The 14,385-nt window shown below is 37.0% G+C and carries 11 protein-coding genes, 1 pseudogene and 2 riboswitches; of the genes and pseudogenes, 6 read left to right on the top strand and 6 right to left on the bottom strand.

All coding sequences use genetic code 11. The features are described from left to right. Nucleotides 1-82: 82 nt before the first annotated feature. Entirely contained in the window at nucleotides 83-652 is a 570-nt protein-coding gene (locus NST91_RS23935) for a hypothetical protein (RefSeq protein ID WP_341333155.1), read from the bottom strand. 226 nt (nucleotides 653-878) lie between these two features. Next, a riboswitch (cyclic di-GMP riboswitch) is annotated at nucleotides 879-964 on the top strand. Between the two features lie 455 nt (nucleotides 965-1,419). Further along, nucleotides 1,420-1,506: riboswitch (cyclic di-GMP riboswitch) on the top strand. A gap of 48 nt (nucleotides 1,507-1,554) precedes the next feature. On the opposite strand from NST91_RS23935, the gene NST91_RS23930 reads away from it, so the two are divergent. The 6 genes and pseudogenes from NST91_RS23930 to NST91_RS23905 form a co-directional block, all read left to right on the top strand. Continuing rightward, nucleotides 1,555-1,719, top strand: coding sequence for a hypothetical protein (locus tag NST91_RS23930; RefSeq protein WP_341333154.1), 165 nt, complete (start codon nucleotides 1,555-1,557; stop codon nucleotides 1,717-1,719). 290 nt (nucleotides 1,720-2,009) lie between these two features. Next, on the top strand, nucleotides 2,010-3,602 hold the full coding sequence (locus NST91_RS23925) for a transglycosylase domain-containing protein (RefSeq protein WP_341333153.1): 1,593 nt from the start codon (nucleotides 2,010-2,012) through the stop codon (nucleotides 3,600-3,602). Between the two features lie 39 nt (nucleotides 3,603-3,641). Then, nucleotides 3,642-5,849 carry an O-antigen ligase family protein gene (locus tag NST91_RS23920; RefSeq protein WP_341333152.1) on the top strand — a complete coding sequence of 736 codons (2,208 nt, stop codon included), beginning with the start codon at nucleotides 3,642-3,644 and terminating at the stop codon, nucleotides 5,847-5,849. 138 nt (nucleotides 5,850-5,987) lie between these two features. After that, nucleotides 5,988-7,157, top strand: coding sequence for an LPXTG cell wall anchor domain-containing protein (locus NST91_RS23915; protein ID WP_341333151.1), 1,170 nt, complete (start codon nucleotides 5,988-5,990; stop codon nucleotides 7,155-7,157). An 89-nt stretch (nucleotides 7,158-7,246) separates the two neighbouring features. Further along, nucleotides 7,247-7,810: a class D sortase, LPxTATN-specific gene (gene srtD, locus NST91_RS23910; RefSeq protein ID WP_341333150.1), complete on the top strand. Its 564-nt coding sequence runs from the start codon at nucleotides 7,247-7,249 to the stop codon at nucleotides 7,808-7,810. Nucleotides 7,811-8,003: 193 nt separating this feature from the next. Next, nucleotides 8,004-8,357 (top strand): annotated as a pseudogene (locus NST91_RS23905) (GDP-mannose 4,6-dehydratase); the annotation flags it as partial. A 451-nt stretch (nucleotides 8,358-8,808) separates the two neighbouring features. Here NST91_RS23905 and NST91_RS23900 read toward each other — a convergent pair. The 5 genes from NST91_RS23900 to NST91_RS23880 form a co-directional block, all read right to left on the bottom strand. Continuing rightward, nucleotides 8,809-9,384, bottom strand: coding sequence for a hypothetical protein (locus tag NST91_RS23900; RefSeq protein WP_341333149.1), 576 nt, complete (start codon nucleotides 9,382-9,384; stop codon nucleotides 8,809-8,811). Between the two features lie 1,425 nt (nucleotides 9,385-10,809). Next, nucleotides 10,810-11,829, bottom strand: a complete 1,020-nt coding sequence (locus NST91_RS23895) for a DnaD domain-containing protein (RefSeq protein ID WP_341333148.1) — start codon at nucleotides 11,827-11,829, stop codon at nucleotides 10,810-10,812. Between the two features lie 163 nt (nucleotides 11,830-11,992). Continuing rightward, nucleotides 11,993-12,493, bottom strand: coding sequence for a competence protein ComK (locus NST91_RS23890; protein ID WP_341333147.1), 501 nt, complete (start codon nucleotides 12,491-12,493; stop codon nucleotides 11,993-11,995). Nucleotides 12,494-12,614: 121 nt separating this feature from the next. Further along, on the bottom strand, nucleotides 12,615-12,968 hold the full coding sequence (locus NST91_RS23885) for a helix-turn-helix domain-containing protein (protein WP_341333146.1): 354 nt from the start codon (nucleotides 12,966-12,968) through the stop codon (nucleotides 12,615-12,617). Between the two features lie 288 nt (nucleotides 12,969-13,256). Then, entirely contained in the window at nucleotides 13,257-14,315 is a 1,059-nt protein-coding gene (locus tag NST91_RS23880) for a BtaManbiosPhlase (protein WP_341333145.1), read from the bottom strand. Nucleotides 14,316-14,385: the final 70 nt, after the last annotated feature.

Here is a 14,385-nt window from a genome sequence, read left to right as displayed (position 1 = left end):
ACTTCGCAAGGGCTTTTTTAATCAAACGGTGGGACATCGAACCTATCCGCTAACCATCAAGTGTAAGTTTTAGAATCCAACATTATTCCCCCGCCTTTTCACCATAAATAATCTGACCATCTCCGTCGTAGACAGTAACGTCAACTGGCAATTGAACGTCATTCTTAAAAGTCGCATACCAGACCCACAAGTTATCTCGCACTAAAAAACGGTTTGGCTGGATATTGCCTTCACTGTTAATAACGATCGTCTTTGCACCATCCTCAGCAAATCCATAAATGATGGAAAAATCCTCTTGGACATGATTGTCAGCCCGCCAATCAATCGGACCTCTTTCAACTTTCTCTTCATTGAACTCCTGAAAGTCCATTATGGGGGAAATAAACTTCTTAAAATCAGTAAACTCTTGGTTAGTTAATACGGGAATGATACCAGAACTACTTTCAACAAAAACTAGGTTTGACCGAGCATCAAACATAAGAATTCTTTGGCAGTCACCGAATTGTTCGGTTATCTTTTTACAAATGCTCTCTTCTAATGATGTTGTTGGAATTGCAAGGTGGGTAGGTTCACTTGAGAGGAATGTAAAAAAATAAAGAGTGAACAAGATACCTAAACAGGATATGGCTATAACAAATATTCTTTTGCCCATATAATTGCCTCTCCGTTCTTTTATTTATGTTGTTTTATTATAAACCACCAGTTCACTCCATTACGATCAAATTCACGACTAGTGGCAAGGCTTAATAGCTGCTAAATTTCGAGCGAAAACGACAAAAACCTACAATAAAATCATCTTTTGGATCTAAAATAGTCCTAAAGTCCCTTTTAATAGATTCGCAATCTAGTCTATAGTAATAATGAAGCATACATAAATCGTACGATAACGGCAAAATCATTGAAAGATGGTGACGCAAAACTAAAGGGGCTAAGGTCTTTTGGACTACGCCAGCCAGTTCCCGAACACGAGGCTCCGTCGATTTATGATTACAACAAATCGGAAGGAAAGATATGCATGAAAAGAGTCATTTATAAAGTGAGATACTTTTGGCACAGCATACAATTTAACAAGAATCGAGCACTATTAGAGGATTGCCTTTGTCAAGAATTGAAATCTAATATCGAATCAAAAATGCACTACCATGAGCGTGCGGCTATTAACTACATAGCCAAACTATAAAACCCCTATAAATGTAAACAACAAACCAAGGTCCCGAAGATCTTGGTTTTTTACGTTCTCTAGGGCTTAAAGCATTACCGCTCCTTCACACCTCACCAAACCATGGGACACGGGACCTGTCCCACGCTGGAAGGCCTCTGTCTCATACTACAAAAGCTCTATTTGCATTGAAAATAGAACTTAAGCCCCTTTGGCAGGTGTACACTCTATTTTATAGTGGTGATAGGGCATACATTAATCGTACGAAACGGCAAAATCATTGAAAAGTGATGACGCAAAACTACAGGGGCTAACGTTTTTTTGGACTATGCCAGCCAACTTCCGAACACGACTCCGTTGATTTATGTGTACACAAATCGCAAGGGGAGATATGCATGAGAAAAACGATTTACAAAGCAAAGTATTATTGGCATACCTTTCAATTTAGCAAGAATCGTGCGTTATTGGAGGATTGCCTCTGTGAGAATCTCAAATATACTATTGAAATGAAAATGTACTATCATAAGCGAGCAGCATTCAATTATATGGTGAAGCTATAAAACTCCTAACCAAAATAGACCCAGGAAGAACATACTTCCTGGGTTTTTTGCGCGCTTTTGGGACACGGGACCTGTCCCTCTGTCCCTATCTCACAAAGGTCTGTTATGAGGATTATGGTAGTGAAGTATATGATAGTAAAAGGCTTGTCACATTTAACAAAAGAATAAAACATGTATGTTGTTAGTGAGAAAAAAGTACCAGAACTTTTTGTAAGAACTGGTACTTTTTTAACATTTCTTTGTCATTTTATTGTAGTATATTGTTAGATTTTGTTTTTTGGGGGGCAAAAATGAAAAAACATAAGCGATTATTACTAATTGCTGTTACAGGTAGTGTATTCGTATTCATCATATTTATATTCAATCAAGTCTTGGAGGTCAATGAAAATCTAAAAAGTCCAACAAGTACCATCCTTCTAGATAACAATGGTGAAGAAATAGTAGAGCAGAACAATACATGGATACGTTCTGAGGATGTACCGGAACTTATTACTACATATATGAAAAAAGAAAAGGATAACCTGGAGCAACTATTATATCCTACCCAAACGATAAAGAGACTACTAACAAGCGTAATCATGATTACATATTCGAAAGACGAAACATTCGAAGTCTACATAAACAAGGCCTACCTCGACAATGGAATAGTAGGTTTTGAAAATGCAGCAAATTATTATTTCGATAAAAGGTTAAAGGATACATCCGTTATGGAACAGATCTATCTCTTATACAAATCTAAAAATATTGAATCACAGAATATCCAGGTTGATTTAGAAAACATGATTACGACTCTAGTCAACGATAACTATATCGAAACAGACACCTATCAATCTGATATTCCAGAACTGTTAAAAGGTTTACACCATAAGAACACATTTGCTCAAACCTATGTGGATCTTGCATCCGATGAGTTAAGAGACATATTTGGCCAGGAGGAAAGTGAGATTTTCCGAAAAGGGTACATCATTACAACAAATCTTAATCGCGATCTTCAGCTTCACCTATATGATTCTTTTATGGATCAGAAAACATTCCCCGAAAATGAAAACACATTTGTAGAAGGCGGGATGGTCGTCCTTGAAAGTGAAACAGGGGAAGTAGCGGGTCTTATGGGTGGTCGTGAATATCAGTTGTCTACGTACAATCATTCAACTGATACAACTCGACAGCCTGCATCAACCTTTAAACCACTCATCGCTTATGGACCCGCGATTGAGCTAGGTTGGAAACCTGAAGACACGCTAGAGGATAAGCCGCTATCGTTTAATGGATATGAGCCAAAAAATCATGATGGTACATTTCACGGTGAAGTTTCACTCCACGAAAGTCTAGTTATGTCCTATAACGTTCCAACGGCGTGGTTACTGTACAAAATAGGGTTAGAAAATGGCCTAGCATACATCAATAAGTTTGATTTGTTTGAAATTGACCCGACTGACGAATATAAACTAGCCCTAGGATTTACAAGGGTAGGAACCTCTCCACTAGCGATTGCACAAGCATATACATCATTTGCTAATGAAGGTAAAATGGTGCACGCCCAAACCATACAACGTATTGAAACACAAAGTGGAAAAGTGAAATACAAAACAAATGTCAAGAAAACGAAAATTTTCGAGAAAGAAACAGCTGATACAATGACCTCTTTGTTACAGGATGTCGTGCAGGAGGGTACAGCTGATAATGCCCAAATTTCAGGCCAACAGATTGCTGGAAAAACAGGAACGACTTCTTTTGATGGCTGGTTTGTTGGATATAACGAAAAATATGTGGGAGCAGTCTGGATGGGTCCAGATGAAGTCGTGCCAGAAAATAGAATGTGGTTTGGATCGTCTCCATCAAGTTTGTTTAAACGTATTTTTCAAGATTTAGGAGAAAAATGAAACTGAACTTCTATGTAAGTTGTAACGGAGGATTTATTTATGAGATGGTTTACCTTTGTCATATTGGCATTATTATTCATTCTTACTCCCTATCAGAAGGGTTTGTATTTTGCCAAAGACTTTTATCCAATCAGTATATTCGTGTTAACTCTATTTCTTGTGCTTTTCCTTAGATGGATTCTTTATAAGGAAGTAGCGCAATTAAATTACGTAATCATAATTCTATTATTACCTTTATGTTACTTACTCCCTCTATTTTTTGCAGAGAGTCCAAGAGGTGCTTGGGATTCCATGATCAGATGGACAACCTATACAGCCTTTTTCCTTGGTCTCTATTGGGCAACATTGAGCCATGAAATCAAAAAGTGGATGCCAATCATCTTTAGTTTCACGGGATTGTGGATTTCATTCCATATGCTTTTTATCGACTCTGGGTGGATGTCATTCAAGAATAGTTTTATAGCGGGTCGTTCTTCGGGAGTTTTTCAATATCCAAATACATTTTCAATGGTATTGGGGGTCTTTTTCCTCTTTTCACTTGTAATGCTGACAAAGCGGAAACTTCCTTACAAATACATTGTCTTCTATTCCATACCATTGGTTCCGCATCTTTTGAATGTTCTTTTGTCAGAATCAAGAGGGATGCTACTAGTTCTTCCATTTGTTATATTTTTAGGTTTATGGCTACTATCAATAAAACAACAAGTAATTTATCTAGCAATTTCAATCATTTCTTCACTTTCGGCAATTTTAGCATATAGAATCATGACAGGTAAAGAGTCAGTCCCCCTTAGTGTTTGGGCGATTCTACTACTATCACCAGCAATTACTTTCCTTGTGGTATATCTACTAGATAAGGCTTTAGAAAGGAAAGAAGTAAAACCAGTCTTTCGCTTTATCGTTCCAGCACTCATTCTAGTCATCGGAATTGCTGGGGTTCTGGATATAAAAAATGATGGTCTTGTTTATCAGGCTTTGCCTGGAGAACTTCAGGATAGAGTGGACAATATTAACTTAACGACAGCGTCTGCCGCAGAAAGATTAAACTTTTTAGAGGATGCGGTGACGATGAGTAAAAGTTCCCCCGTTATTGGGCTAGGTGGGGAGGCTTGGGGTGCTGTTTATAGACAATATCAACAAACCCCCTATTTGTCGAATAAGGCACATAATGGGTTTGCAGAATGGCTAATAGATACGGGCTGGCTCGGCTTACTACTTTTTATTGCTGTTTTTGGTTATTTTCTAGTAAATATATTCCGGTCCATATTGAGAGAAAAAGATAATCCAATCTATATCGCTGTTTTGCTTTCTATTCTTACTATTTTTGTTCATAGTTTTATAGATTTTAACTTTTCCTACGGGACAGTTTGGTTACTTGTCTTTTGGTTACTCATTATGGCAACTTCCACACAAGTAACGGAGGAAATAAAGGTACCAAAAAGACTTTCTATAATATGTGTCTCTCTGTTTACCTTTGTTGTAGCGGTATGCTTAGTGTTCACGTTCCAATTTATGCAGGCTTCACAAGACTTTGAGCAGTCGAAACTGACAAAGACTCTCGATGCAAAACAAGTGCTGTTGGAGAACGCGGTACGTAAGCATCCACAAAATACGAAATATCTATTCGATCTTAGTGATGTCTATATTCAATCACTTAAGTCGAAGGGGTCGGAAGTAGAGATAGTGGAAAAGCTAAAGGCCCTTCTTGAGAGGATGGTAATCTTAGAACCAAATAACTCAAGTGTGCTAGTCAAAGCCGCGACTACATATAACAGGCTTGGGGACTTTGATAAAGCGATTGCCTATTATGATGCAGCATTAGCAGTTGATCGATATAATACGAAGCTATATGAATTAAGCATGTCCGCGAAGATAAATCAGGCAATCAAAACGAATAATCCAAGCTTAGTAGAATCTGCACTTCATGATTATGAAGTGATGAAACACGAGCATCAGCTAATCGTTGAAAGTTCCTTGCCTGCAGCCTTTAATAGCCGCAAGTTTGGTTTAACACCTGCGGTGCATTATCAAGCGAGCCTAGCACACTTCAAAAATGAAAATTATAAGGAAATAATAGATATCTATAATGAAATCGAAGAAAATTCTCTTAATCTAGCGGCAATAACTGCCCTAGCCTATTATCGAATCGGTGAAATAGATAAGGCTAAAGAACTAGAGAGAACCCGAGATTCAGCAAAAATCGACAAAGAAATCCAACTTTTGATTCAGAAATTTACAGGAAATTGATGTAAAATATGGACAAATAGTAAAAAAGTAGTATATATTAGTAAATGTTGGGATAATTGGTATTTCCAAATAGTTTAATAGAAGGAGGTGTGGAAAGTCTCGTACTATAACATGTATTGTTTATAGGGGGAAATGGAAATGAAGAAAAAGCTATCATTTATTAGTGGTTTAACAGCATTTAGTTTAATAGTTGCACCTTTTGCAACTAGTACATTTGCAGCTGAACATGAAGATAATTCAACAGTTGTAAATAATGTATACGAAGTACCAGCTGATGTGTACGGCGTGAGAGACGTTGTATATGGTGGTGACGTAACAGATGAAGTATACTATGGTGATGTAACTGACAACGTATACGGCGAAGAAGTAACAGACAATGTGTACGGGGAAGACGTTACTGACAACGTATATGGAGATGGAGTAACAGAAGATGTATACGAAGAAGTAACAGACGATGTGTATGGAGAAGATGTAACAGATAACGTATATGAAGAAGTAACAGATGATGTCTATGGCGACAATGTTACTGACGATGTATACGGTGAAGAAGTAACAACAGACGTTTATAATGCAGAAGCTGTCTTACAGACAAATGACAAAGGTGAGCTTGTACTTGATTATTCCGCACACACTGCTGTTAACGTAACTGTAACAAAAGAAAGCATTGAGCAATTATTACAAGAAAGTCCTAACACAAAATCGATTACACTTAACATTGGTGGAGCAGTAGAGGTTCAATTACCTGTTGCACTTGCTATGCAAGGTTTAGAATTAAATGCAGAACCTAGAAATGTAAAAGGTGCTGTGTCAGTTGTTTATGATTTTACGTTAGTGAATCTAGAAACTGGGAAAAATATTGATTTCAAAAATAATCCTATTACCTTAACGTTCCCTATTACTGGAAAAGTGAATAACTGGAATGACTTAAGTGTTTACTTTGTTAAAGAAGGTAAATTAGTAGAAGAAGCTTATAATGTAACGATTAATAAAGCGACTAAAGAAGTTACTGCTCAAGTTGTTCACTTCAGTGAATATGGAGTATTTGAGGTTGCTTCTGCTCCAGCTGATACAGACGAGTCTTCAGATGACAAATCTACAGCTGGAACAAAAGACAATACATCTACTACAACTAACGATTCAAATAAAGGGTCAGTAGATAATACTTCTGATAGTAACACAAACAAAACGACTGAAGGTCACAAGCTTCCAGTAACTGCAACTAATAGCTATAACCTATTAGCATTTGGTTTACTGATTGTTGCAATTGGTGGAGTTCTACTTTTCGTAAGAAACCGTAGAATGGCTTAATGACATATCTATAATAGAAAGAACAAGGGGATCTACTTGGTATTCAAGTGGATCCTTTTTCCTAAATAAAAGGTACATGGAGGAGTGGGATGGGAAAATACCTCATTTACCTCATATTAGCGATTGGCATCGGTGTAATTGGATATGCATCATGGGAAATCATGCACTCCAAGGCAGAAGCGAATGAAACATATGAGGAGGCAAAAAAGGTCATAGAGGAACCTGTAATAGAAAAAAAGAGAGAAAGGTTTGTTCCTGAACAGGGGGAAGTTGTTGGTCTCTTAACCATACCAAAAATAGATGCGGATTTAGCGATCATAGAAGGCACAGACCCAGATGAATTAGGGAAAGGGGTAGGACATTACAAAGGGGCCTATTACCCTGATGAAAATGGACAAATTGTATTATCAGGCCATCGTGACACAGTATTTAAGCATATTGGAGAACTAGAAATTGGCGATGAAATGAAAGTCGAAGTCCCATATGGTGATTATTCCTATAAAATCAAGCATACCGAAATTGTCGATGCAAATGATATGACAATCATTACACTTCAAAACGATGAGGAAGAACTAATCGTGACGACTTGTTATCCATTTGGCTATATTGGTGATGCGCCTTATCGATATATCATCTACGCAGAAAGAATGTAATTTCTACATGAATATCGGAATTTAAAATAAAGCCCCTCAAAAAGTGAGGGGTCAACTCATTCAAACTTCTGAAAATATCCACATCCACTGCACGCTCTTCAAATCTGTTGCTTCGTAGTAGGGTTTATGTAGTAGACTTCATCATGTCCGCAAACGGAACATTCCATATCATGTAAAACTTCACGGGGACCAAAGATTATTTGGGAATGATTATTCAACAGTAGATGGCACAGGGGTAAGAGATTATATACATGTACTAGATCTTGCTGAGGGCCATGTTACTGCTCTGGAAAATCTAACAGAAGGTGTTCATGTATATAACTTGGGAACCGGAAAAGGTACTAGTGTACTAGAATTAGTGAAAGCTTTTGAAGAAGCTAATGGTATTGAGTTTCTCTATGAAATTGTGGAACGGAGACCTGGAGATATAGATAAGTGTTATGCAGATGCTTCGAAAGCAAAGCGAGAACTAGGCTGGGAAGCTAATCGTGACCTTATTGCAATGTGCAGGGTTGCTTGGCGGTTTGAGAATAATTATAAGGAATAAAAAGTATTCTTTACAATTTAGATACTGCTGTATTTAAGTCAGTTAAAACTAATGGATGTGGAACTTTGCATAAAGGATTGCAGGGTACCACTTTTTTTGAAAAAACATTAAATTTTGGAGAGCAAATTTAATATATAGTTCTATTAATAGAAGGGGAGATGTTAAATTTTTATTAGGGAAAAACATCACCATCTAAAATCATTTAAACATCAAAAACAAAGTTGTTTTTTAAAACACTTTTTACCTTCTATGAATCTTAGACAGACTAATTAAATATCTGTACTAAACCTTTAGAATAGTAATAATTACCTTCATAAACGAAGTTAGAATTATAGTGATAGCTGATATCTTCAATATCCGTCTGAAGTAAATTGTACTAAACTAATTTAAATATCAAAAGGAAGAGAAAGTTCTCTTCCTTTTATTAAAGGAGAGGGTACGCTTAATAAAGTTATGAACAGTCTTGTTGGCCTATTTTAGCGATCAATTCATCAGCTAAATCCAACATTTCTTTGAATTTGCTTCGCCCTTTCGTCTTCACGTTTTCATCATTACAGTATTTTGTCCAAAGCTCATTGTTCAGTATTACTGAAGTAGTATCAGCTGGTGATACAAACGGCAGTGAACTAAAGCCTGGTTCAAGTTTGAATTGCCATTTAGGATTATTCTTGTCACCAAAATAGTAGAAAAACGTGAAGTTGAAATAATGCGCTAAATACATGTGGTTGGCAAGTTGAAAACGGTTCAAACAACCGAAGTGCTTTTTGTGTTCTTGCCCTAGTGCTTGACCTAAATAAAGTCCCTGAGCATCCATGTCCCCTAAAGGAATCGGAAGCCCTTTACCCATTTTTTTTAGACACCACATATTTTTCATAGCCTCTAAGGGTGAGCCCAAACCAATAGGAATGTCAGCAGCATAATCAACAAGAATGTTCTTTAATCTAAGCGATTCCAGTAAGTTAGAGAAGTCTTTCGTTTTTTTCACCATTAAGACTACGTACTCTTCTTTTTGTTTTCTATTCATCATAATCATCCTCCAAAAGATTGTTTTCGGAGCAATGCTTTTGGAAGTGATAAAACAGTGAATAAAGAAAAATACCCGCTCCTCTTATTACATTTTTTTACAAAAAATGATAATTGTATACATGGAGAGTACTGCAAACAAAACATAAAGTCGATATTTGTTAGAAATTTAATAGTCTACTTGCAACAAAAGGTTCATATCGTTTAGTAATCGGAGCAATGCTTTTTGGTAATTGGGTAACCAAGTAGGAGAATAATAAGAAGTAAGTTTTATTATGTAAAAATAAGAACGAGGAACAATGGTGTACAAGTGGAGAGAATGAAGAGTGCCATAACCAAAAGGTTATGGTTCTTTTGTTGCGAATAAAAATAGCGAGAAGTGACCCATACAAAGTAAAAAAAATAATATGTAAATAATAATCACTTGTAACCGATACACAAGGAACAATCTCCAGAGAAATCGGTCCATCTTTAATATACCTATGGTTAAATTTGAACAATATAATACGTGATTTGTGTATTATTTTTAGAGGGTTCTACTGTTTGAAGTTTTACTTCATTTCAGCTCTAGGAGCAAATATTAGGATTTAAGTTCTTATAAATTCCATTCAACCCAAATCTACCTGTTTATTGCAAAATAAAAGTAAAGACCTTTGCAACAGAAAATGAAGAGTCCTGCACTTTATTTTATAAGTGCCTATAAAAAGACTTGCCAGTCACCCCAAGTCCCACTACATTAATTGTGTCAAGAAATTTGGTAGTGGAGGTAGAAAGGATACTAGCAATTTCTGATATTAATTGAATCAAACACTTACTTAACAAAAAGGATTACCAATAACGAAAATTAAGGAAACTTTAGAGATTAATTGGAGGAAAGCTAAAAATTATGCTGACAAAGATCAGTTACATAAATCAAAGATCAAGAAATCTAAAGTTGGGGCTAGGCCTCCAAAGAGGTAAAGTTTTATAGTGTTAAAGTAAATTAAATGGTGACGTGGAACTAGTAATTTTTTGTGTTTTTTTGTATCGATGGGCGATATACGCTACGATTAAAACGCTCATGTGCGAAGAGAGAGCCATCCTATTAGTGAGATGTTTGAGTTTAGAATAAAGGTTTAACAGTATAAGCAACTCTTTAATAGTGTTCAACAGGAAAGGGGTTGGCCACATTTTTTTTTTGATTCGTTTCCTGGGCGATATATGAGAATGTGGTACCAGAAACATTAGAAAATTTCCCCTCGTCCCCAATAAATATTACTATTTTTCAAATTTCAACAAATTCCCGGGAAATATCTACAAATTATGAGTAGATATCGACAAATAAACTAGTATGAAATGTAGAGAATTGAGGTTACAACGGTCGCCAAGAACAAGAATTTTAGGTTGCATTATCACTCTGACGTTTGCAGACAGGGGAACAGGTCATTTTTCAGTATCCTAACGTATTTATATCACCATCTTCCCTAGGCTTTTTAAGGCGTTCCTCAAACAATCTTTTTTTCTCTTCGAAGCTAGGAGTATGTACAGGTCCTTTGCTCTGATCACGAGTATGAAACCAGTCAGGAAGGAATTCTTGTCTGGTAGTCTTTTTCATAGTTGGATGCTTCGCTTGATGTTTATAGGCAAGCCGTGCAGCATGTACATCATCCAGGGATTGATAGCCTTTATCCACCCAATCTCTTAGGACAGCTTCTACATAATTCCAGCGCTTCGATGAATTTTCTACAGCAAGTTTCATAGCTTCAATCACGAGTTCGTCTGATAAGTCATTACACCAGGCCTTAATTTTATCAGCTAGAAAACTTCCGATTGTACCAAATCCATTTTGCTCGAAGAATCGGAACGGGTCTTCTTTTTCATTGGTTTGCTGTAATTCTTTTGAAGAAGAAGAAGTCTCTGATGTAATCTTTGTAGTAATCTCTGTAGTAATCTTTGGTATAGGTGTGATCAAACTGAACTCCTCGACGTGCCAAGTTGGACTGCTCGACTGTTCAATTTGAACACATGGGCTGTCCAGGTTGAGCACATCGTCTGCTCTATCTAAACATTCCACTTGTTCAGGTTGGTCTGATGGAATAAGTTTTTCCTCCAAGGAAGTAAGGTCCTCGCCAAAACCCTCATCCTTTAATTCATTCAGATTCTCATAATTTATCGAGTACCATTTCGTTTTGTCTAGTTTCAATCGATTGAAGTTTTGTGAGGTTAGGTAGCCTTTGTTTTCTAGTTTAAGAATTGTTCTTCGAATCGTGCTTTTTGAGAGGAAAGGAATTTGTTCGACCAACTGATCATAGGTGAGATATACCCATTTTCGATTAAGTTTGATATGTTTGCTACGTTGGAGCCAGTAGTGGATCTGTTGAAGGATAATACTTTCATTCGTACCGAGCAATTTGGCAAGAGTCGGTACAACAATTATTGGTCGTTCATTCAGTAGTATATTTCCAGACATGTTCGTTCATCCTTTTTGTTTTAATTTGAGGGAGCGGGACAGTAGTTTCGCATCCAGGGGGTTTTTATGTTCAGTTTGCTGCGTCAATAGTAAGTCTGAGGGACAGGTCCAGCGTCTCAGGGAGATGATGTTGATTCATGGGACCAGTCCTCATAACCTATAGTTACATTCCTAGCATTGGATACGCTTGCATTTTTTCTTGTGTTGAATATTGTAAGACGCACATAGTTGTCCGGGTGTATTGCTTTTCTAATAGATAATAAGATTCGTTCATAAGCAGTTGTTGTTGATTTTTGAAATGAATAATGGATTGGATTGTGTTGCTTTGGTGAGAAGGTACGATTGATTTTATATGGTGGTAGAAGATCCAATTGCACTCAAACGCGGTAGGAGAGTGAGTGGGAAACGCAAACATATTTCTTCGGGGATTGATTGGAATAGGTACCTTTTGAATTGCTCCAGTCAGATGGGTGACGGCTTTGCGTCGGCCTTCGTATGTAGAGCCGCCCTCGAGGCAAGCTGCTTTAATGATTTGGAGTGGAGTTTGTCTTATGTAGAGGGTTTGATTTTCCTCTTTGACAATCGCTGAGTACTCGATTTCCTTTGCGGGACGGATAGCCATTGTGTGGGGGTTCACTTCGTAAGTGAGTTGAATGTTTTTCATGTGGTTTGCTCCTTTTTTTGTGGTGGTGGTGCGGGGGATATTATTCAAGAGAAACGTTATTGGTCGGTGGAGAGGTGAATTATCAACAATATTGGAGTAAAGGTAATAAGATTACCAATTATTATTTCATCTTTGGATCAGAAATAATGAACTTCGCCATTGTTCTGTTCATGGTTACTATATCTTCGTGGTATTTCTTTGGGATATCTTGATAGATCTCATCTAATTTAAGCATTAACTCAGGGTGTTTGATTTGGCTCGTGAACTCAAAATCCCCAAATAGTTCTCCAGGGTGAATATCAAGTTCAACTGCAATTCTCAATAACAGATCTACTGAAGGTGTTCCAATGCCACGCTCAATTTCACTTAAGTACTTATTGGATATTTCTAATGTTTTTGCTAGTTCTACTTGGCTTAGTTTTTTCTTTCTACGAGACCTTTTAATACTTTGACCAATAACTGCAACATCTATCATAAAGATCACCTCTAGGATTAGTAAATCCTAGAAAAAACAAAATGGAAACACGCTGTTAGTTGGAGTGTGTTGGAAATCAAACTATCAGTTTGATTTTTGGAAAATTTCTTTTTTAGGTCACAGTGACGCCCCGAAACGCCACGACAGGGATAGACCCGAATAATAGGTTAAGGAATGATTTTAATAAATAGAGTATCGTTGAACACAGAAAAAAGAAAGACCGCACATTTACATATATTGTGAATGTACGGTCCTCTATTAATATTTCTATTTCAAGTCGTTTTTAGTTCATTCATATTTTAATGAATCGAGTATTTCAGTTAGACTTAATTCGGCACAAGCCATTGAGGTATCTGCAACTCCGTAATACATTTTTACAATGTCACCTTCAACCAATGCTCCACATGAAAATACGACGTTTCCGAAGAATCCTTCGACTTCATAGCTTGCTTCTGGTTCAAGAATCGGCTTTTCGGAGCGAGCGATTATTTTTGTAGGATCTTCTAAGTCTAGTAAGACGGCACCCATGCAATATCGATTATCTTTACTTGCGCCATGATAGAGTTCTAGCCAGCCTTTATCTGTTTTGATTGGTACGGCTCCTGCGCCTATCCGTGCATCGTCCCACATATTATCACGTAGCCCAAATATAAATTGATGATTACCCCAGTAGAGTAGATTATCTGATTCAGCAATCCACACTTGAGGTGCGCCTGTTGCACTAGGTACAGGACGATGTAAGGCATAGTATTTTCCGTTTATTTTTTCAGGGAAAATTGTAACGTCCTTATTTTCTGGACTAAAGATCATGCCATGGTGGACAATCGTTTCTAAATCCTTCGTAGATACTAAGGATTCTCCTACACCCATTGGAGAAATGGCACTGAAGTATACATAATACGTGTCTTCTATTTTGGTAACACGCGGGTCCTCAATTCCGAATGTTTCGTGTTGGTTCGATGGATACACGAATGGTTTCTCATCCATTGTAAAATGACGCCCATCTTTACTTCTTGCTAATCGTAAATAGGAGAGCGATGTTAAATAGGCAAATTTGTTTGTTTCTACATCGATAATCACACGAGGGTCTGAAAAGTCATACCTTGGATCGTCTGTTCTTAACTCAATTACTTCCAGCTCGTTCGTTGTTGGATTATATATAGGTGCTTTAACAATGTTCGGATCTTCACTAAGAGGTCTCTCTGCAACCCGTAGTACAAGAATGGTTTCACCATTATATTCTGTGACTCCGGCATTAAATGCACCAATTACTTCAAAGTTATTATGATACGGTGTGACATCCATTGGTGTTAGTAATGGATTTTCTTCATAACGATAGATATTCATCAATTTAACTCCTATTGTTGAATTTGAATTAGAAAGCTAATTCAAAGACATTATTTTATTCGTATTCAAA

Source organism: Ferdinandcohnia sp. FSL W7-1320 (assembly GCF_038050315.1).
Classification (GTDB): domain Bacteria; phylum Bacillota; class Bacilli; order Bacillales; family Bacillaceae_L; genus Ferdinandcohnia; species Ferdinandcohnia aciditolerans.
This window is presented reverse-complemented; position numbering and strand designations above follow the sequence as displayed.

Excerpts from the sequence above, each read along its gene's own strand:
- NST91_RS23935 (WP_341333155.1), bottom strand. The coding sequence starts at position 652 with ATGGGCAAAAGAATATTTGTTATAGCCATATCCTGTTTAGGTATCTTG.
- NST91_RS23930 (WP_341333154.1), top strand. The coding sequence starts at position 1,555 with ATGAGAAAAACGATTTACAAAGCAAAGTATTATTGGCATACCTTTCAA.
- NST91_RS23925 (WP_341333153.1), top strand. The coding sequence starts at position 2,010 with ATGAAAAAACATAAGCGATTATTACTAATTGCTGTTACAGGTAGTGTA.
- NST91_RS23920 (WP_341333152.1), top strand. The coding sequence starts at position 3,642 with ATGAGATGGTTTACCTTTGTCATATTGGCATTATTATTCATTCTTACT.
- NST91_RS23915 (WP_341333151.1), top strand. The coding sequence starts at position 5,988 with ATGAAGAAAAAGCTATCATTTATTAGTGGTTTAACAGCATTTAGTTTA.
- srtD (WP_341333150.1), top strand. The coding sequence starts at position 7,247 with ATGGGAAAATACCTCATTTACCTCATATTAGCGATTGGCATCGGTGTA.
- NST91_RS23900 (WP_341333149.1), bottom strand. The coding sequence starts at position 9,384 with ATGATGAATAGAAAACAAAAAGAAGAGTACGTAGTCTTAATGGTGAAA.
- NST91_RS23895 (WP_341333148.1), bottom strand. The coding sequence starts at position 11,829 with ATGTCTGGAAATATACTACTGAATGAACGACCAATAATTGTTGTACCG.
- NST91_RS23890 (WP_341333147.1), bottom strand. The coding sequence starts at position 12,493 with ATGAAAAACATTCAACTCACTTACGAAGTGAACCCCCACACAATGGCT.
- NST91_RS23885 (WP_341333146.1), bottom strand. The coding sequence starts at position 12,968 with ATGATAGATGTTGCAGTTATTGGTCAAAGTATTAAAAGGTCTCGTAGA.
- NST91_RS23880 (WP_341333145.1), bottom strand. The coding sequence starts at position 14,315 with ATGAATATCTATCGTTATGAAGAAAATCCATTACTAACACCAATGGAT.